Here is a 19,586-nt window from a genome sequence, read left to right as displayed (position 1 = left end):
GTAGTTGTTAGAATTTAATTTACTAGAATTATGAAGACAATTTATCTAATCGTTTTGAGTATTCTATTCGTTAACTGCGGAAGCTCAAAAAATATTGATGCTACTACAAATGCAGATTTAAATACGTGGCTTGAAGCCAAAGAATATCAGATTGAAGCGACCTATGCAATGCCTATGAATACTGCAGCTGTAAACGCTGTTTTAAACAGTAATATATTAGGACCCAGTAACAATTCTGCTCAGGTAAGTTTAATAGGTAATCCCAATTTTGTAAAGATTGATGGCGATAGCATTCACGCAAGACTACCTTATTTTGGGGAACGCCGAATGGGTGGCGCATATAATACCCGAGATGCCGGAATAACGGTAAACGGATTGATACGTGATTATGATCAGGAAATTAAGAAAGGAATGTATGTTATCACATTTTCGGCACGTGATACTGAAGGAACCGAAAGCTATGATTTTATACTCAATTTAAGATCTAATCTGGTTGCAGATCTTTCTGTACAAAGTACACAACGCACAACAATACATTACCGCGGAACTGTAGACCAATTAAAACCTGAGGAATCTAAGAAGTAGGGTTAATAGAATATTAGGTCTAAAATATAATTTGCTTGAAAAAGTAATGTGAAGCAACTCTTACTTAAAAAAGAGGCTTCAATAAGGTCTATTTTACATAATGTAAATTATAGAACAAATATATTGATCAGTAAAATAGTGCTTAGAACTCATTTTTTCTTAGTTTTTCCTTTTGGCTGTATCAAATAAACTGTCATTACGAATTGGCTGTATCAAATAAACTGTCATTACGAATACAGTTTTGAATATTTCAATAACACCTTAATATTATCATTCAACTTGATGTCATTTCGAGCGCAGTCGAGAAACTCAATAAAAACTTTACGTGTTTAAAATAGCTTATAAATGATATTCTCAAAATTCGCGTATTCTGTACAAAGTCCAAGAAATTTTCAAATACGCGATTCTCAGGGATTGGGATTTTTAAAATTTCTACAAATTTTCATCATTAATTAAAACTAACATTTTAGTTATTGATATAGGTGAAATCGTTTTTTTTTTCACTAACTATATATTTTCTAATACTCCGTCTTATCTATTTTCTTTGTCCATTCTTGAAATGGTTTAATGGCGACTTCGGGAGACAATTGCTCAAAAGGGATGCTGCGTTTCTCATACGGCAGAGGAATTTCCTCATAAATAAACGCATCATCAAAGCCTATGTTAGCGGCATCAGTCTGGCTGCTTCCGTAGTACACTTTATCGGGTCTGGCCCAGTAAATGGCTCCCAGACACATTGGGCAAGGTTCGCAAGAAGTGTATATAGTACAACCATCAAGTTGAAACGAATTCAGGTTTTTACAAGCATCACGTATCGCCGTAACTTCAGCGTGTGCAGTGGGATCATTTGTAGAAGTAACTTTATTATTTCCTTTACCTATAATTTTTCCGTCTTTAACAATCACACAACCAAAGGGTCCGCCTTCATTGTTTTGCATTCCTTTTAAAGCTGCATTTACAGCTTCTAACATAAATTCTTCGTTGCTCATTATTTTTTGTGTTTGCTGTAAATATAGGAGTTTACGATAATTAGAGATTAATTAATTTATCTTATAGTCACCGGTATTCGATTATTTTCCGTCAAGAATAAATAGATACCACTTCCCTCCCACCGGTTTATACAACATCTTGCGAATATCCACATTATAAAAATATTAACTTTTAAAGTAGGTCAAATAATTATTCCTACAGTAATTTTGCGCCCTTAAATTAATTATCCAGAATCTCATAAGGGAGATAGCAACCTGCAATAACGAGCAAGGTGCTAAAATAGATAAGCCAATTACTTGGAAACCTTGTTAACACATACGTTTACGTAATTACTGCTATTGCCTTTTTGAGTATAAAATTATAAAATGGCAGAACTTAAGATTACTCCAAAATTCTCAGCACTCATTCCTTTATTCGTTTTTGTAGTTACCTTTCTCGGTGTAGGTATTTATCAAAACGATTTTTATGCACTTCCCGCACCTATTGCGGTTATTGTAGGGATTGTAGTCGCATTTCTAATGTTTAGACAGTCTATTAATACTAAAATAGACACGCTTTTAAAAGGCTGTGGTGATGATAAAATCCTTACGATGTGCTTGATTTACTTGCTTGCCGGTGCTTTTGCCGCCATCACTAATGCGACAGGAAGTGTTGACGCTATCGTAAATATGGGTTTAGACTTTATTGCGATTGAGTACATCTACGTGGGTATTTTTGTTATTGCAGGTTTCTTATCTGTTTCTACGGGAACTTCGGTAGGAGCGATTGTTGCGCTGGCTCCCATTGTGGTGGGTTTTGCAGCTAATAGCAGTGCAGACCTGGCGATACTTTGCGGTGCGCTTTTAGGTGGTAGTATGTTTGGAGATAACTTATCGGTTATTTCAGATACGACTATTGCGGCGACTCAATCACTGGCCACCAAAATGAGTGATAAATTTAAACAGAACATAAAAATTGCCGTACCTGCAGCTATAGGCACAATCGCTATATTAGTTTTTCAAGGGACAGATCTTACAGCTACTGAAGCTACAACTGTAAGCTATAACTATGATGTACTCAAAATTACACCATATATTTTGGTGATTTTACTTTCCATTCTTGGGCTTAATGTTTTTATAACCCTGTTTGTTGGCGTGTTGGCAGCAGGTATTTTGGGCATTAGCTATGGCGATTTTACGCTTATAGAATCTACTAAAATTGCCTATGAAGGTTTTACAAATATGACCGAAATCTTCTTATTGTCCTTGCTCACCGGCGGACTCGCAGCTCTGGTTGCCCGTAACGGCGGGATTGAATATATTCTGGTAACTATCAAAAAGCTAATTAAAAATAAAAAGACTGCAGAACTGGGCGTTGCAACCTTAGTAAGTACGATTAATATGGCTATTGCAAATAATACAGTATCTATAATCATTGCGGGTCCTATTGCAAAAACCATTAATGATGAGTACCAATTAGACAACAAAAAAACAGCATCTATTTTAGATATTTTTGCTTGTATTGTTCAGGGATTATTGCCGTATGGAGCGCAAGTGCTTATGATTTTAAGTTTTTCTAACGGAAAGATTAATTACTTAGATTTAATGGGCAATACCTGGTATTTACTTTTGTTGCTGGTTTACACGCTTCTTTTTATTACGCTCAACCCGTTGCGTAAAGCAAAATCGTAACCTTTGTATGTGGAACACTTCTTTTAAAATGAAAATTAAATGGAATTTAAATATTGAGGTATTTAATTTTTTTTGAAACAAGTAAAACAACCTTCAGTAGCTCATAGAAGGCAACGCACTAGTAATACATTCTAAAATCTAAAAGTTTGCATACTGCATAGTGTTTCTCATGTAAGGTCTCTACGACATTAAAAAGATCATCATCTTCATTAAATAAATTAAAGAACACTTTATCAAGATTAGAACTACTTAACCCGTCAACGGCATTTCCATAGCCAGAAACTGCTTTTGCGTTTGTAATATCTAAAAAATATTGCGCTTCTTCTTCGTCAAGATCTAGCACTTTAGCATTCGAAAAATGAACGATCTTCCCTCTCAACTTTCCTTCAAACAACTCTGCTATTTCCTGAAAACTGTAATAGTAATCATTTAAACATATACTATTAGCTTCTCCGGTCATCACTAGATAGATGATCTCGTATTCCTTGAAATAATGATCGTCCATAACCAGAGTATTCAGGCTCGCTTCGAGTCCTTCAATAGTATCACAAGTTTGATATATGCTTGCCACACCGTATTGAAGCGCCAACTCCTCCAGGCTTTTCTGAACTTCAGTAATTTGATCTATTTCTATATCTGCAACTCCTTCTAAACAATAAATAAATTTATCAGGATCTAAATTGTGATTCTGCGGTACTTGCGTTCTTTTTTCCATCACTTTTAAATAGTATAAGTAGTCAGCAAATTTAAAGACTGTTATAACATTTAGGAGTATTGCCTTTGTTAATTTAAGCCAACATAAGTTTTTAAAACAGGTAAACAGCTACCATCTAGCGGAATAAAAAATAGGTTTTTAAATTGTGAATATCTATCTCTTTTTTTGCGAAATTCCATAGAACCTATACCCTATTTTTGAATTTTTAAAACAATAAATTATGAGTGCAACCTGGTACGAATGCAAGGTAAAATATAGAAAATTTGATGAAGCGTCTGGTACGCAAAAGGTTAAAACCGAACCTTTTTTAGTAGATGCAATCTCGTACACTGAAGCAGAAAGTAGAATTACCGAAGAAATGGCTTCGTATTTAATGGAAGGTGAAGAAATTAAAATCACCAACATTAAAGTTGCTAATTATGCAGAGATTCATCCTTTTGAAAATTGCGACCGCTGGTTTAAATCAAAAATCTCGTTAATCGCTTTTGACGAAGAAAGCGGTAAAGAACGTAAAACCAATATGTATTTGCTGGTACAGGCAAATGATGTCAAAGAAGCCTTTGAAAACACTGTAAGTACAATGCAGGATACAATGGGCGAATACACTATCCCGGCAGTTTCTGAATCTCCTATTATGGATGTTTTTCCATATTTTTCAGGTGATGAGGAGGAAACAGAGCGTCTGGAAGAGTTTAATCGCTTAAAAGAATCTACACCTACCTATAACGACGATAACGAAGAATTGGCAATGGCAGATTCGCTTACTGCTGAAGCTGAAGCTGAATAATATAATATTGTAGACCTTAAAGTTTACATTTTTAAGGAATCTTTACTCAAAAAGCTACATTATTAATCAAAAAAAGTCTCGAAAAATCGGGGCTTTTTTTAATTATAATAAATAGTATTTATTTCAGTACAAACAGATTTTAATTCAGTGCAATTCATTAGAAGTAATCTTACTGTAAATTGCAAACCTATTGAGAAATCAGAAATCGATTATACTACCAGGCTCAAGATTTTCCGAAGAAAAACCTTTAAAAACTTTAACCACCAACTTATTGCAACATCAAACCGCTTAAGCACGCTTCAAGCCTATATTTGCAAACACATCGGCTCATTAAATAATTATATATGATTATACCTAAACTACATTACAGATCTCAAGGTAATTCTTCAGAAGAACATTTAGAAAATATTCAAAAGGCCTGTACTTCAGGTATAGAATTAGTGCAATTAGATTTTGAAAAGGCTACCGAAAAACAATTGCTTAAATTGGCAAAACAGGTACGCGAAATCACTTCGCATTTTCAAACTAGATTAATCTTAACTGATCATCACAAAATAGCCAGGGAGATCAAAGCAGATGGTGTTTGTTTAGAAAAAACAGACCTTTCTTTTCTAATTTCGGTGCGCAATCACCTGTATACCTGGCAAATTATAGGTGCCGGTGCGCACAGGTTGCAAGAATGTGAGGCGCTAATCGTTAAAGATATCGATTATATTAATCTGAATCCGTTTAAAACAACTACCAAATTAGCTAGCGCAAAAACAGGTTTGGGGTTGAATGGGTATAGCCTTATTACTGATGCTTTAACTACTGAAACTCCTATATTGGGTGCAGGTGGAATAACCCCTGAAGATGTGAAGGACTTGATGACTGCCGGAATCTCAGGAATAGTAGTTTCAGACTATATTACTCAAGATTTCAATTCAATTAAAACATTCAATCAGTTATTAAAAGCTTCTGCTACTGAAGAGCAACGGCACACCTTTGAGTAGGTATGAACTACAACAGGATAAAAAACAAAAAGCCCGTCAATTTATTGACGGGCTTTTTTAAAACTTTAAGATGTATGTATTAGATAACCTTTACGTTTACTGCATTTAATCCTTTGTTACCTTCCTGAAGATCGAATTCAACTTCATCGCCTTCGCGAATCTCGTCGATTAATCCTGAAATGTGTACAAAGTGGTCTTTTTCAACACCTTCTTCTGTAATAAATCCAAATCCTTTGGTTTCGTTGAAAAATTTTACTGTTCCGTTACTCATAATATTATTTAAAAAATTTAATAATTACTTAATAGTAAGCAATTACGGTGCCAAAGATACACCTTACTTCAGCTAAAGTCTAATAAAACAGCATTTTAAATAATTTTAGCGCTAATTAACTGAGTTTAGCGACATACTTACAGACCTAAAAAATTAATTTTGCGCAATGTGGATGTATTTAGGGCTACTGGCCGCACTTTTTTTAGGATTACACAACTTATGTAAAAAACACGCTGTACGTGGCAACGAGGTTCTTCCTGTTCTTTTAGGTACCCTTTGTTCAGGATTTTTAATGTTTTTGCCCTTTTATTTGGGATCTATTTACTATCCTGAATTTACTAAAGAATTGGATTTTTATATTACTGCAATTCCCTGGGAAGTTCACGGTTTTATTTTCATCAAATCAATGATAATGGCAGCTTCGTGGATTTTAGCCTATCAGGCTTTAAAGCACTTACCTATTACCATTGTTACACCCATACGCTCTGCGGGTCCTTTTTTTACTTTTATAGGAGCTATTTTCATTTATAAAGAACAACCCAATTCCCTGCAATGGATTGGTTTCTTTGTGATTATTCTTTCGGTGGTGTTGTATTCGCGCATTGGCAAACAAGAAGGAATCATTTTCAAAAAGAATAAATGGATTTTAGCCATTATTGCCGCAACCTTTCTGGGTGCTTCCAGCGGTTTGTATGATAAATTTTTAATTCAGAATCTTTCCTTAAATCCGCAGACATTACAGTTTTGGTTTTGCTGGTATACTATTCTAATTTTAATATTTATACTCGCCGTGCTCTGGTTTCCGAAGGCCGAAAAACGAAAAGCCTTCACCTTTAGATGGTCTATAATCGCAGTGGGTGTGCTTTTGCAAACCGCAGATTATTTTTATTTTAAGGCACTACAAGATCCTGAAGCCTTGATTATGCTACTTTCTGCCATTAAACGCAGCCAGCTAATTATTGCAGTTGTAATAGGAGGTTTAGTTTTTAAAGAAAAGAATAAACGTAAAAAACTTGTACCCCTAACCGGAATTCTAATAGGTGTTTTTTTGATTTTGTATTCTTAAACAGAAGATTAATAGTTCTTTAAGTTGTTAAACTTCAGTTTTTAATTTAGCTTCTTTATCTCCTTTTCCTTTCCCTACATTGATGAAGTAAACTCCGGTAAGCAAAATTGCCGCTGCGATTATAGATTGTAGTGTAATCGTTTCATCTAGAAAATACCAACCTAAAAACATAGCAATTATAGGATTTACGTAAGCAGATGTAGAGACTTTTTCGGTATCTACATTTTTTAGTAAATAATTAAATGCGGAAAATGCTGCGATGCTCCCGAATAAAATGAGACAGGTCAATGCGATTTGAGTACGACCAGACCAGCTTAGCGGACTACTCCACTCCTCGCCTATAAATAAGCTTGCCAGAAGTAAAACCACGCCGGCTGCAGTCATTTGATATGCGGTAGATACAAAATGATTTTTAGGCGTTTCTACATGAGCAACTATTAAACTTCCCGAACTCCAACTCAAAATAGCAGTAAGAGCCAGACCTACGCCTAACCAAAAATTAGGCTCAATACTTAATTGCCGTTGCGTTACCAGTAATAACATACCTATTAAACCTAGAAAGACTCCTGCAATAGTCATTTTTTTGAGTTTGCGCTTTTGAATAATCGTCATCATTAATATGATAAATAAGGGATACATAGAGGCAATTAAAGCACCAAAACCACTATCTATATATTTTAAAGCCCAGACAAAAACACCATTTCCTACCGAAAGAAATAACACACCGGCAAGGATAGAATTACCCAGTTGCTTACGGGTTATGCGTAAAGAATGCCCTAAAGATGCAGCAATACCAAAAATAATAAGACCTGCGGTACAAAAGCGAAAACCTCCTAACATAAATGGCGGCAGCTCTGTAACGGCCATTTTATTCCATAAATAAGTAGATCCCCAAAACACATATATCGCAAAAAAAGCAAGGAAAATAATAGTAGGATTCTTTTGTGACATAGTAAAAAGTCGTTTAAAACAGAGCTAAAAAAAACCAACAATATAATCTGTTGTCGGTTTCTAAATTGAAAAAAAAGGTATTAGAAATTTTATAAATAACCTGTTATTTACAGGCGCTTACATTTAAATACCTTTTTTTTCTTTATAAAGTGCTTTATACAAATAGTAAAATAACAGTTAAGACAATTCCCGCTGCTGCAAAATACATTCCTTTTCTAAAAATACTCGTTTTAGGTAAAAACATATAGAATGACGAAATCACAAAAAACAGCAAAGAAGCTCCAAAAAAGATATTCATAAAGAACAACGGGTCACCCGATTTTGCTTTGTGAAAGTTGGTCATATTTTTTAGAATAGAAGGTAACTCTGCTTTTGTATATTCAGCCTCTCCTGTTTTTGAATTGTAATTTCCGCCTTTAAAATAATAAGTACCGTTTTCTTCTTTATCAACTTTAAGATTGCGCAGACCCAGTGGTTTTGCTATTTCGGTGGTGCTTAGGTTTGCAGCTATAGTTTTTGTTTCTATAGTTTTAATCTTCAGAAAATCTGAATCTCTAAAAATTAATACGATACCACTTATAGAATAGACAGCCATTATACCGGCCAGGAAAAAACCTAAGTAACGGTGGTATTCTCGCATTTTTAAAGAAAGTTCACGTTTTGAAATCATAGTTTAAAATAGATTAATTGTAATGTGTTCAATTAGACGCTATCTATTACTCCAGGTTTAAACACCTAAAAATTTTTGATATAATCTGATATTTAATTCATTTTAAATATTGATTTAATATATCCTAGCACTCTTATTGAACGATTGCTTTTTAAAAATTAAAAATAACTGCAATTATACAGAAGTTCTTGAACTAAATTTCTCTTTTAGAAGTTTAAGTTTTGGTTGTATGTAGCGTTTGCAAAAAGGTTTATCAGGATCTTTTAGATAATAATCGTGTAGACTTTCACGCGAAGCCTCAAAACTTGCAATGGGAAGTATTTGAGTAATAAGCTGTTCTTTAAACAGAGGCTGTAAATCGATTATTATTTGAGAAATAATCGCTTCTTGATATTCTGAAAAATAATAAACCGCAGATCTGTATTTAGTTCTAAAACTATGATCTGAAGTACTTTTATGTGTGTAAAGATGTATTTCTATAAGCACCGCTAATGGAATGATATCAGGATTAAAATGCACGATTACCGCTTCAGAATACTCTCTATAGAATCCCGTTGATGCAACATAGCCCTGCTCTACTTTAAGAACACCATTTAATGATTGAAACACGGCTTCTGTGCACCAGTGACACCCGCCACCTAAAGCTATTTTTGAAATAGATTTGAGCATCAACTTTTAATTTTTTATTCAGTAATAAGTATACTTTCTTTTAAAAATGCAATAACTTTTTCTTTTGGCATTTCGCAAGGTTTTAGTAGTGCGCCATTAGTGGTTATATAGTAGTTAAGGCTTATAAAGTCTGTGCCGCCTAGCTCTTTGGCAAAGATTTTTATGCTTTTTCCGTTGTTAAAATCAGTACGGGTTACGCCATATTTTTTAGCGAAATACATGGCTTCAGAATAACCGATAGGAATTTTATTAATATACTTTAAAATGCTCATTACGAACTGCACGAAAGCATGGAACAGCCTACTTTATCTCGTGCCCAGTCTGGCCGCTTCGCAAACCATTGTTGGTATTCCGGTTGCTCATCGTAAGGTTTTTTTAGCATTTTATAAAACGTATCAATAAGCGTATAATCTCCTTGATCTGCAGCATCTATTGCCAGTTGCGCCATATAATTGCGTAAGACATATTTAGGATTTACCGCATTCATAGCAGTTTTACGCTCAGCATCAGACCGCGAGTCTTGCTGTAAACGCTTTGAATAGCATAAAAACCAGTCATTCCATTGTTTTTGAATATCATCACCTGGTATTTCTTCTGTGTAAAATGCAGGGGTAATTAACTCAAATCCTTCGGCAGGCTTTTCTTTTTTAAAGTCAGCAAGATTTCTGAAGATTATAGTCATATCGGTCTCCACAAGCTGTAGACATGTTTCAAAATTTGCAATTAATTCTAAATCTGCTTCTGTGGCTTCTACAATACCTAACTTATCTGCCATCATCTTAAGAGACTTTACGGCATACTGCTTTTTATAAATATCCAATATTTCTTCAAAACCTTCTGAGGCTTCCACAAGTGGATATAAAGCATTAGCGAGCTGGTATAAATTCCACAAACCTATATTAGGTTGATTACCATAGCGGTAACGTTTATGTTGACGGTCTGTCGTGTTGGGTGTCCATCCCCAATCAAAACCCTCTAACCAGCCATATGGGCCATAGTCTATCGTAAGGCCCAAAATAGACATATTATCGGTATTCATTACCCCATGTACAAATCCTACGCGCTGCCAATTTATAATCATAGCTAAAGTGCGGTCTGAAACTTCGGCAAAGAATTTTAAGTAATTTTCTTTAGAAGGTTTACCCAAATAAGAGAAAAAATGAGTGATGGTATAGTCTACCAGTTTTTGAAGACTCTCTTTGTCATCTCTGGCTGTAAAAATCTGATAATTACCAAAACGTAAAAAGGATTCAGCCACCCTACTTACAACGGCACCTTTTTCATATTCAGGATTACCATCATACATCACATCGCGTAAAACTTGATCACCTGTTAATGAAAGTGAAAGTGCACGTGTGGTAGAAATACCCAAATGATGCATCGCCTCACTCATTAAATACTCGCGTATAGAAGAGCGTAAAACGGCAAGCCCATCTGCAGATCTCGAGTACGGCGTCTCCCCCGCTCCTTTAAGTTGTATTGCCCAGTGTTTACCCTTATGATCTGTTTCAAATAAATTTATTGCTCTACCGTCTCCCAATTGCCCGGCCCAATTTCCAAACTGATGCCCACCATATAGCATAGCATAAGGTTTAGTTTGGGGTAAAACGCTATTACCAGTTACCATTTTTAAAAATTCCTCAGACTGCGCTTCTTCCTGCGAAATGCCTAATTCTTCAAGCATTTCTTCAGAAACATGAATCAATTGCGGATTTGTGGTGGCCTTAGGTTCTATAAATGAATAGAACCCTTCAGTTACCTGCCTGCGCGCATTCTCTGTAATGGGATCTGCCGGAAGATTATCTGTAAAGAGGTTATTAAACTTAAACTGCATCTGATTTATTTTAGATTTTGGCTTCCGCCGAAGGCACTTCAAAGGTACAGATGATGAGTCGGTTTAGGGACTAAAACCTGTCAGTTAAAAAACTTATGAATTTTATGACAGAGCTTTCATTTTATTTTAAGTTTAAGAATATGATTTCTAAGATTAAGAATTTGAGTTAGGTATACTGGCATTACGACGAATTTCTAAGACCACAGTATTAAACTTATATTAAAGTATACTGACAATCAGAATAATGGAATGTACTTTGCACCTATAAATTTGAACAATTAAAACCTTTGAAAATATGAATTCATCTAACAAAAAAACAGGATTAGTAGCACTTTTAGGACTTGCCGGTGGTCTTTTTGCCTGGTATAAATACAAAACAGCAACTCCTGAAGAGAAAGAAAAAATCAAAAATAAAATTAGTGAAGCCGGTGCTAAATTGAAAGAAACGTATCAGGAAGCTGAAGCTCGTATTAAAGATACCTACACAGAGGTTGAAGATACCGTTGCAGACAACTACGCTAAGTTGAAAAATAACGTTAAGAATGAAGCTGATAAAATTTCAGGATAATTTTTAATCACCTTATTATAAGCGCGATCTTTATAGATCGCGCTTTTTTTATGCCCAATTTTATAAAAATGTGATTACATAATTTAATTTATTTTGTGAATTAATAAGAAAATCCAACCTATTCTTAATTTAGCTATATTCGTTTGATGAATATTAGAACCCTCTTAGTAGCCTTGCTGGTAACAATCACCTCGCAGGCACAGAACTATATAGATCTGGCAAATCTTTCCTATTCTACAACACCTCAAAATTATTTTGAAAATTCTGAAGAATCAACGGCCGTAAATGAGCTTGAATTTCAATTTACGTTTCCGAAGGTTTTAGACGAAAAAAACACATTTATATCTAATGTAATGATAGAATCTAATGCATTGCGCTTAGATCCTACTTACCTTAAAACAAATACATTAGCCTCTCTTAGTTTAGCTCTGGGCTTCAATCATAAGTATTCAGACCGTTTAGCGATAACATATTTAATAATTCCTAAAATAGCCTCAGACCTTGATTTAATAACTTCAGACGGTTTTCAAATAGGAGGTTTGGCGTTGGCTACGTTAAAGAAGAATGAAAATTTTAGCTGGAAAATGGGTTTATATGCAAACACAGAAGAATTTGGTTTATTTCTGGTACCCTATGCAGGATTTTATTATTTGAGCCCTAGCAAACGTTTTGAAGCCTATATAACCACGATTAACGGAGATATTAATTATATGCTTACCGATAAAATAAATATAGGTGGCGATGTAAACGGACTAACATCTAGCTATGCTTTGTCAGATCCCTATTTTGGTTCTACAACCGAATATTTTGCAAAAAATACAACCGAGTTTTTTGCATACCTACGCTATCCCCTATATAAAGGATTGTATTTAAAAGCCAAAGCTGGCTATTCAATAACTCGAACTTATAAAGTCTTTGAAGAAAGTGATCAGGTAGATTTAGGATTGAGCCTTTTCTATCTGGGTGACGACCGAAATCAACTGAACACACCTTTAGCGAAAGGTGCGTTGTTTAAATTAGAATTACTCTATAGATTTAATCTTTAGCTTCTACCCAGTTTACGTACTGCAGCCCATTCTCTCAGCTTATCGCGAGATTCTGTTGCAGGGTAGCCCAGCATAGTTTTACCTGCAGCGACATCACCCATTACACCAGAACCGGCAGCAATTACAGCTCCAGAATGAATTGTTGTATGGTCTTTAATTGAAGCGCTTCCGCCAATTATAACGCCATCGCCTAGGGTAACAGAACCGGCTAAACCACTATGTCCTGCCATTATACAGCATTTACCTAAAATACAGTTGTGTCCTATTTGTACCAGATTATCTATTTTACAGCCATCGCCTATAATGGTAGAATCAAATTTTGCGCGATCTACACAAGAATTAGCGCCTATCTCTACCCCATTACCAAGAATCACATTACCTATATGTACAATTTTAATTAAACCACGACCGTCTTCGCTAGGTCTGTAACCAAAACCATCTGCACCTATGCTAACATTGTTATGTAAAATACAATATGCACCTATTTGAGAACGCTCTCTAATTACTGTACCCGGCCAAATTATAGTTTTAGTGCCTATTGTAGAATCATCTAGTATCGTCACATTAGGATAAATCACTACTTGATCCCCAATTATAACGTTAGCGCCTATATAACAGCCTGCACCTATAGATGCATCTTTTCCTATTATAGCAGAATGATGTACGGTCGCAAGCGGATGTATATCAGCTTCGATATAAGGTGCATCGGGTTCAAATAAAGACAATAATTTTGCCATTGCCAGATCTGCATTAGGTACGACTAATAAAGGAATTTCACCAGAAACCAGGTGTGCCAGGTTTTCACTAATTACAATCGCACCTGCTTTTGAATTGTTGTATAATTTTGCGTATTTACTAGATCCTATAAAACTTATCTGATTATTTGATGCTTTCTCTAAATGGTTAAGCCCTGTAAACTGTTGGCTAGAATTTCCTAATTGTTTGGCAGAAAGTAAAGTGCTAATTTGCTCTAATGAGAAGTTGATCATTATACATTTTAAGTTAGTTTGTAATAATTTTTTGACACTACCAAGAGGAATTATCCTATTAAAAGCAGTGGAAGATACTTATAAAAATTAACTCCTAGATTATTGAAAACTTTATAGAGCGCTATTTTCTATAAAAAAAAGCAGCTTACCTGTAGTTAGTAAGCTGCTCGCTGTAAAATATAAGGGGAATAGTTTTTTAATTTCTTGATAGAATAGAAACCTCTTTTGTTGGAGCCAACAATTTTTTAGTTTGGCGCACAACCGAAGCATTAATTTTTAATTCGGCTTTCAGATTAATAGTTTTTGAATCTGTAGCAACGAGAATTTTGTAAATACCCTCATCTAATTTCCAGGCACTTGCTGTACTGTCGTAGGAAGCTAATTCTTCAGGAGCTAACGCAAAGTTTATAATTTGTGATTCGCCGGCAGCCAATTCCTCTGTTTTAGCGAAAGCCTTTAATTCTTTATTTGGCTTTTCCAGACCGGTAGCGGGTGCAGCTATATAGAGTTGTGCAACCTCCTTCCCTGCTCTAGCGCCGGTATTAGTAACCTTAAAACTTACATTGATTCCATCTTCATTTGTTACTTTTAAATCTGAATAGGTAAACGTACTGTAGGATTTCCCAAAACCAAAAGGAAACGAAACCGGTATCTCAAAACTATCAAAATAACGATATCCCACATAAATATCTTCTTGATATAGTTCTTCTGAAGGCACGCCCTGCATTATATTCTGGGGCTTAGGAGCATTTGGATCAAGTACAGTTCCCGGAAAATTCTTGCTAGATGAAACATCTGCTATTTGAATAGGGAATGTAACCGGTAATTTCCCGGAAGGATTAGATTTTCCGCTTAAGATATCGGCAATGGCATTACCGGCTTCCTGACCCGGCTGCCATGTTAATAAAATAGCATCTGCATAATCTTTCCAGGAAGCTGTTTCAATAACACCACCTATATTCAGAATTACAATGAATGATTTTCCCTGAGCATTAAAAGCGTACTTAATATTTTGAATTAAATCTTTTTCTAGTCTTGTTAAACTAAAATCACCTTCATCTGTACGATCTTGAAATTCTCCCGAAGTACGTCCTAACGTAAAAATGGCAACATCATTTTCTTTAGCAATTTCTGAAAGTTCTTCTTTTGTCCAGCTCTTTTCAGGGACTAATTCATCTTTTAGAAAAAACATTGCTTTTGGTGGAATTTTAGCACGTTCTTCTTTCATATATATAGAATACGCAGAGGTCAAATGCTCATCAAGTTTAAGATTAGCATTTTGTAAACCTTCTAAAAGCGATACACTGTAGGCCTTATTTACATCACCACTTCCGGTACCTCCTGCAATGGTCTCATAGGAAGACGAACCAAATAAAGCTATTTTTACATCTGCAGCTAATGGAAGTACAGCCTCATTTTTTAATAAAACCATTCCCTCTGTAGCTGCATTGCGGGCAATCAGTTTATGACCTTCTAGATCTGTTTTTCCCGAAGGATTGTATCCTTTAAACGCAAAAGTATTTTTGTATGCATTTAAAATGGCTGTAACATTTCGGTCTAAAATAGCTACATCCAATTCTCCATTTTCTACAGCCTCTTTAATTGCATTTGCCTGGCGGTCTGTTCCCGGCATAAGCAAATCATTACCAGCTATCATTTGTGCAACAGGATTAGTACCCGCAAACCAGTCGGTCATCACAAAACCATCATATCCCCATTCTTCTCGTAAAAGCTGATTAAGTAACTCTTCATTTTCAGAAGCATAAGTGCCGTTTATTTTGTTGTAAGATGACATTACTGCCATAGGATTACTTTTGTCTATTGCAATTTTGAATCCTTTAAGGTAGATTTCACGAAGTGCGCGCTCACTTACAACAGTATTTAATGCAGTTCGGTTAGTCTCTGAGTTATTAGCTACAAAATGTTTAATAGTAGCACCTAAACCTTCAGACTGAACCCCATTTACAAAACCTGCTGCAATATTTCCTGACAAAACCGGATCTTCTGAGTAATATTCAAAATTTCTTCCTCCTAATGGATTTCGTTGAATGTTAAGTGCCGGTGCCAACAACACATCTACACCATAGTCACGACCTTCAATACCAAAAGCTTTTCCTATTTGTTGAGCTAAGTCGACATTCCAAGAAGATGATAAACTACTTGCTGTAGGAAAACCGGTAGCATAAAACGTTTGATCTGGATTATCTGGGCGTGTGGGACTGATACGAATTCCCGCCGGGCCATCTGCAAATACAACTGCAGGAAAGTTAAATTTTTTAATGGGATAACTTGTTCCCGCAGCACCTGCAACTTTATCTTGTGTAGCGCCTACGATTGCCTGCGGGGCTTCTGCCCCTTTGGCAACACCAGGAACATTCATACCAGTTCCTATTACTAAATAAATTTTTTCTTCGAGGCTCAATTGAGCTACTTGTTCTGCTGTAGTTTGTTGTGCAATAGCACTACTACAAATCAAGAGTAAAAACGCAAAAGATTTTAATTTCATAATTAGAATATTAATTAGATTCTAAATATGTAAAATATAATAGCAAAAACCTTTGACAATTATCAAATAATCAGACGCTATATTTTTGATCTGATACGACTTAACGTTTCCTGTGTAATTCCTAAAAAGGAAGCAATGTGTGAGAGGGGTACTTTTTGAAGGATTTTAGGTTGCTGCTCAATAAGGTATAAGTAGCGTTCTTTTGCACTTTGAAAATGAATACTTTCCATACGACGCTGAGATGCTATTAATGAATAAGAAAAGAAGGTTGTAGCCAACCGGGAGATTTCTATATTATTTTTACTTAAGCCCATAAGTCCTTCTTTAGAAAGAAATATAACTTTTGAAGGCTCCAGAGCCTCAATAATTAAATTACTGGGCGTATTATTAAAATAACTCTCGATTGAAAAACAAAAACTTTCGGTACCTGCAAACCATTCAGTGACATCTTTGCCTTTTTTAAAATAGTATTCCCTGGCAAAACCACTTTGTATATAAAAGAGATCTCGACAAATTTCTTCCTGCTTTAATATAAAATCCCCTTTTTCAAAAAAATTGACAGTTATAAACGGTTTAAGCATATCTCGTGTCGAATGACTTAAATAGCTTAGGCTGCCTAATTTATTGAGAAATTGATCTATCATAAAACCAGTATTTAAAAATAGATTTAACTAAACTTAATTTAAGAGTCGCTAATATTTTTAGTCTTTAAATATAAGTTTTCTACTTTATTTCTAGCCCAATCTGTCTTTCTCAAAAACTTTAAACTAGAGTTTATTGAGGGATTTGACTTAAAACTATTTAGTTTAATGCGATCTGCTAATTCTTCCCAGCCATAATGAGCTACAAGACGTTCGAGTATAACTTTTAGAGTTAAACCGTGTAAGGGATTATTGGGTTGTTCCATAGTTTACCAGTCTATGGGGAAATAATCTTTTAAAAATTTTCCGCTCCAGTGTTTACCGGTATTAATACCATCAAACAACGGGTCAATTACACGGGCAGCACCATCTACAATATCAAGTGGCGGTTGAAAATCGTGTTCTTCAATTTTACGTTTTGCCAATTCTGCAGGGTCTTCATCTGTTACCCAGCCTGTATCTACAGCGTTAATAAAAATACCTTCTTTGGCAAGACTCCCGGCAGCAGTATGTGTTAACATATTCAAGGCTGCTTTAGCCATGTTAGTATGTGGGTGACGATCTTCTTTAAAAAAGCGATGGAATTTACCTTCCATAGCAGATACATTTATGATGTGCTTTTTGCCAGTATTTTCTTTCTTCATTAGTTCTGAAAGACGGTTACACAAAACAAATGGAGCTACTGAGTTAACCAGTTGTACCTCAATCATTTCTGTAGTTTCTATCTCTCCCAGCTTTAAGCGCCAGCTATTTGTCTTACGCAAATCTACCTGTTGTAAATCTGCATCTAGTTTACCTTCAGGAAACACTTCTGAAGCTTGTAACGAGTTGTCAAAACTATAGGGTATTTGCGATAATTTTGCTGAAGCCCGTATTCCTATTCCTGGTTCAGGACCATGCCAGGTTACAGGCATATTTCGGTTTGCACTTGCTGTAGTTCCTAAGGACTTAAGTTCATCAAGACATTCTATATGATCCTCTAGAGTTTGTCTAATAAATTTAGGTAGTTCTGCTAATGGTTTTTCTTCATTAGGCATTAAATGCTGATAGAATCCTGCAGGTCTGCGCACAGTTTGTGCTGCATTATTTATAAGAATGTCCAGACGGTCATAGCGCTGCTCTATATAATTACAGAAAATCTCAACACTGGGAATATGACGTAAATCGAGCCCATGAATTTTTAAACGATCTGCCCAGACGTGGTAATCATCTTCTTTAGAAAAACGTATTGCAGAATCTACTGGAAACCTTGTGGTTGCAACAACTGTTGCCCCTGCACGTAATAACATTAATGTGATGTGGTAGCCTATTTTAAGACGCGATCCGGTAATTATAGCTACCTGCCCAGTCAAGTCTGCATTTTGAAAACGCTTGGCGTAATTAAAATCTCCGCATTCGGTGCACATAGTATCGTAGAAGTGGTGCAATTTTGTGAATTCAGTTTTACACACATAGCAATTGCGGGGTGTCTGTAATTCTTGAGTTTCTATAGCACTTAGATCTGCTGCTGCAAGAAGTTTAGGAGCCGTAAATATTAAAGCCTCACGAGCGCTGCGAATACCGGTTTCTTTGCGAGCCGCTTTATCTCTTGCAGCCTGTTTGCGCTTTTGCGCTTTTTTAGCATCTTTTTTTCTACGTGAAAACTCGTCACGGTTAGGTCTTGACAATTTTCCTGTAGACTTTAAAAGTGCAATACGTTGCTCTTTAGGTAATTCAAAAATGAGGTTTGTATTGGTATTTAGATGTTCTAAAACTTCAATACATTTAGCAATATCTTCTGCAGAATATGCATTAGATAATTCTGATTCTTGTTGTGACATTGGTAGTATAGGGTACTAATAAAATTTCAAAATTAACTGAAATTATCGGGTATTGTAAACAAAATAAGGCATAAAAAAAGCCCTCATAAAGAAGGCTTTTTAGCATTTTAATTGTCTATATGATTAGTCAATCACACGTACATTAATCGCGTTGATTCCTTTTTTACCTCTTTCGGTTTCAAATTCTACACGGTCGTTTTCGCGTACTTCGTCAATAAGACCACTTGCGTGTACAAAAACATCCTCGTCAGACCCTTCAGGTTTAATAAATCCAAAACCTTTAGCGTTATTAAAAAATTTTACTGTTCCTTCTTTCATTACGTTTACTCTATTATTAATTAATTTATTTACAAATCGTTGTATTGCATTCATACTTAAAAATTACAATTAAAACCTATATATGCTTTCTGGTCTTAATTTTTATTTTACAGGGATTTTAAAAGGTTCTGATGTATTTAGAACTATGGAAGAAGTAGTATTTGAATCTCATAAGTGAAGAAAGATCTTCACCCGTATTTAAATTGAAACTTGCCTCGAGAGCTTTTATTTACTTATAAAATGTGTACTGCACTATTGCTATTAAAAGATTTATTTGCAGTTTTAAATTGTCACTTAAATAATTTAACGATACAAATATAGTCTAAATATACTACACACAACAATTTATTCTATTTATCTATTTTTTAATATACACAAGGTACTATAGGATTCTAATTATTCCCTTTTAAACCTACTCACTGGTACGCTTTAGTTAATATTTAACGGCTTCTTTAAAGTCACTTCTTTAACTTTATCATCATATCAAGGAATTTTAAA

General features: G+C 35.1%; 21 protein-coding genes and 1 riboswitch. Of the genes, 7 read left to right on the top strand and 14 right to left on the bottom strand.

Annotation, left to right across the window (positions count from 1 at the left end):
- Nucleotides 1-30 precede the first annotated feature (30 nt).
- Nucleotides 31-585: a DUF4251 domain-containing protein gene (locus tag ACEN25_RS02755; protein WP_441801544.1), complete on the top strand. Its 555-nt coding sequence runs from the start codon at nucleotides 31-33 to the stop codon at nucleotides 583-585.
- A 518-nt stretch (nucleotides 586-1,103) separates the two neighbouring features.
- Here the strand turns inward: ACEN25_RS02755 and ACEN25_RS02750 are convergent.
- Complete coding sequence (locus ACEN25_RS02750; RefSeq protein WP_441801543.1) at nucleotides 1,104-1,574, bottom strand: nucleoside deaminase; 471 nt, start codon at nucleotides 1,572-1,574, stop codon at nucleotides 1,104-1,106.
- Nucleotides 1,575-1,793: 219 nt separating this feature from the next.
- A riboswitch (SAM-I-IV-variant riboswitch) is annotated at nucleotides 1,794-1,891 on the top strand.
- 49 nt (nucleotides 1,892-1,940) lie between these two features.
- Between ACEN25_RS02750 and ACEN25_RS02745 the strand changes: the two genes are divergently transcribed.
- Entirely contained in the window at nucleotides 1,941-3,245 is a 1,305-nt protein-coding gene (locus ACEN25_RS02745; RefSeq protein WP_441801542.1) for a Na+/H+ antiporter NhaC family protein, read from the top strand.
- 118 nt (nucleotides 3,246-3,363) lie between these two features.
- Here the strand turns inward: ACEN25_RS02745 and ACEN25_RS02740 are convergent, their stop codons facing one another.
- Nucleotides 3,364-3,960: a DUF6642 family protein gene (locus tag ACEN25_RS02740; RefSeq protein WP_441801541.1), complete on the bottom strand. Its 597-nt coding sequence runs from the start codon at nucleotides 3,958-3,960 to the stop codon at nucleotides 3,364-3,366.
- 220 nt (nucleotides 3,961-4,180) lie between these two features.
- Here ACEN25_RS02740 and ACEN25_RS02735 point away from each other — a divergent pair, with 220 nt between their 5' ends.
- On the top strand, nucleotides 4,181-4,747 hold the full coding sequence (locus ACEN25_RS02735; protein ID WP_441801540.1) for a DUF4494 domain-containing protein: 567 nt from the start codon (nucleotides 4,181-4,183) through the stop codon (nucleotides 4,745-4,747).
- A gap of 344 nt (nucleotides 4,748-5,091) precedes the next feature.
- Nucleotides 5,092-5,739 carry a thiamine phosphate synthase gene (locus ACEN25_RS02730; RefSeq protein WP_441801539.1) on the top strand — a complete coding sequence of 216 codons (648 nt, stop codon included), beginning with the start codon at nucleotides 5,092-5,094 and terminating at the stop codon, nucleotides 5,737-5,739.
- 79 nt (nucleotides 5,740-5,818) lie between these two features.
- Here the strand turns inward: ACEN25_RS02730 and ACEN25_RS02725 are convergent, their stop codons facing one another.
- Nucleotides 5,819-6,010, bottom strand: coding sequence for a cold-shock protein (locus tag ACEN25_RS02725; RefSeq protein WP_028375269.1), 192 nt, complete (start codon nucleotides 6,008-6,010; stop codon nucleotides 5,819-5,821).
- Between the two features lie 166 nt (nucleotides 6,011-6,176).
- Here ACEN25_RS02725 and ACEN25_RS02720 point away from each other — a divergent pair, with 166 nt between their 5' ends.
- Nucleotides 6,177-7,076, top strand: a complete 900-nt coding sequence (locus ACEN25_RS02720) for an EamA family transporter (protein WP_441801538.1) — start codon at nucleotides 6,177-6,179, stop codon at nucleotides 7,074-7,076.
- Between the two features lie 27 nt (nucleotides 7,077-7,103).
- Here ACEN25_RS02720 and ACEN25_RS02715 read toward each other — a convergent pair whose 3' ends face one another.
- From ACEN25_RS02715 to ACEN25_RS02695, 5 genes are all read right to left on the bottom strand, one after another.
- A complete protein-coding gene (locus ACEN25_RS02715; protein ID WP_441801537.1) occupies nucleotides 7,104-8,027 on the bottom strand; it encodes an EamA family transporter in 924 nt (307 codons plus the stop codon).
- 154 nt (nucleotides 8,028-8,181) lie between these two features.
- Entirely contained in the window at nucleotides 8,182-8,697 is a 516-nt protein-coding gene (locus tag ACEN25_RS02710; protein WP_441801536.1) for a hypothetical protein, read from the bottom strand.
- Nucleotides 8,698-8,871: 174 nt separating this feature from the next.
- Nucleotides 8,872-9,366, bottom strand: a complete 495-nt coding sequence (locus ACEN25_RS02705; protein WP_441801535.1) for a peptide-methionine (S)-S-oxide reductase — start codon at nucleotides 9,364-9,366, stop codon at nucleotides 8,872-8,874.
- A gap of 14 nt (nucleotides 9,367-9,380) precedes the next feature.
- On the bottom strand, nucleotides 9,381-9,638 hold the full coding sequence (locus tag ACEN25_RS02700; RefSeq protein WP_441801534.1) for a peptide methionine sulfoxide reductase: 258 nt from the start codon (nucleotides 9,636-9,638) through the stop codon (nucleotides 9,381-9,383).
- Nucleotides 9,638-11,200, bottom strand: a complete 1,563-nt coding sequence (locus ACEN25_RS02695) for a protein adenylyltransferase SelO (RefSeq protein WP_441801533.1) — start codon at nucleotides 11,198-11,200, stop codon at nucleotides 9,638-9,640. The genes ACEN25_RS02700 and ACEN25_RS02695 overlap by 1 nt, the downstream gene beginning before the upstream one ends.
- A 295-nt stretch (nucleotides 11,201-11,495) precedes the next feature.
- On the opposite strand from ACEN25_RS02695, the gene ACEN25_RS02690 reads away from it, so the two are divergent.
- Both ACEN25_RS02690 and ACEN25_RS02685 read left to right on the top strand, forming a co-directional pair.
- The gene (locus tag ACEN25_RS02690; RefSeq protein ID WP_441801532.1) at nucleotides 11,496-11,768 is read left to right on the top strand and encodes a YtxH domain-containing protein; all 273 of its coding nucleotides are present in this window, start codon (nucleotides 11,496-11,498) and stop codon (nucleotides 11,766-11,768) included.
- 146 nt (nucleotides 11,769-11,914) lie between these two features.
- Nucleotides 11,915-12,814, top strand: a complete 900-nt coding sequence (locus ACEN25_RS02685; protein WP_441801531.1) for a DUF6268 family outer membrane beta-barrel protein — start codon at nucleotides 11,915-11,917, stop codon at nucleotides 12,812-12,814.
- Here the strand turns inward: ACEN25_RS02685 and lpxD are convergent.
- From lpxD to ACEN25_RS02655, 6 genes are all read right to left on the bottom strand, one after another.
- Nucleotides 12,811-13,803, bottom strand: coding sequence for a UDP-3-O-(3-hydroxymyristoyl)glucosamine N-acyltransferase (gene lpxD / locus ACEN25_RS02680; RefSeq protein ID WP_441801530.1), 993 nt, complete (start codon nucleotides 13,801-13,803; stop codon nucleotides 12,811-12,813). The genes ACEN25_RS02685 and lpxD overlap by 4 nt on opposite strands.
- 196 nt (nucleotides 13,804-13,999) lie before the next feature.
- Entirely contained in the window at nucleotides 14,000-16,309 is a 2,310-nt protein-coding gene (locus ACEN25_RS02675; protein ID WP_441801529.1) for a beta-glucosidase, read from the bottom strand.
- A gap of 77 nt (nucleotides 16,310-16,386) precedes the next feature.
- Nucleotides 16,387-16,953 carry a Crp/Fnr family transcriptional regulator gene (locus ACEN25_RS02670; protein WP_441801528.1) on the bottom strand — a complete coding sequence of 189 codons (567 nt, stop codon included), beginning with the start codon at nucleotides 16,951-16,953 and terminating at the stop codon, nucleotides 16,387-16,389.
- Nucleotides 16,954-16,991: 38 nt separating this feature from the next.
- Nucleotides 16,992-17,216 carry a VF530 family DNA-binding protein gene (locus ACEN25_RS02665; RefSeq protein WP_441801527.1) on the bottom strand — a complete coding sequence of 75 codons (225 nt, stop codon included), beginning with the start codon at nucleotides 17,214-17,216 and terminating at the stop codon, nucleotides 16,992-16,994.
- A gap of 3 nt (nucleotides 17,217-17,219) precedes the next feature.
- Entirely contained in the window at nucleotides 17,220-18,770 is a 1,551-nt protein-coding gene (locus tag ACEN25_RS02660) for an SDR family NAD(P)-dependent oxidoreductase (RefSeq protein WP_441801526.1), read from the bottom strand.
- Nucleotides 18,771-18,893: 123 nt separating this feature from the next.
- A complete protein-coding gene (locus ACEN25_RS02655) occupies nucleotides 18,894-19,088 on the bottom strand; it encodes a cold-shock protein (protein ID WP_028375283.1) in 195 nt (64 codons plus the stop codon).
- Between the last annotated feature and the right edge of the window lie 498 nt (nucleotides 19,089-19,586).

This window comes from Leeuwenhoekiella sp. W20_SRS_FM14, assembly GCF_052119605.1.
In the GTDB taxonomy this organism is placed as follows: domain Bacteria; phylum Bacteroidota; class Bacteroidia; order Flavobacteriales; family Flavobacteriaceae; genus Leeuwenhoekiella.
Note: the sequence above shows the minus strand (reverse complement) of the source record. Positions and strands in the feature narration are given on the sequence as shown.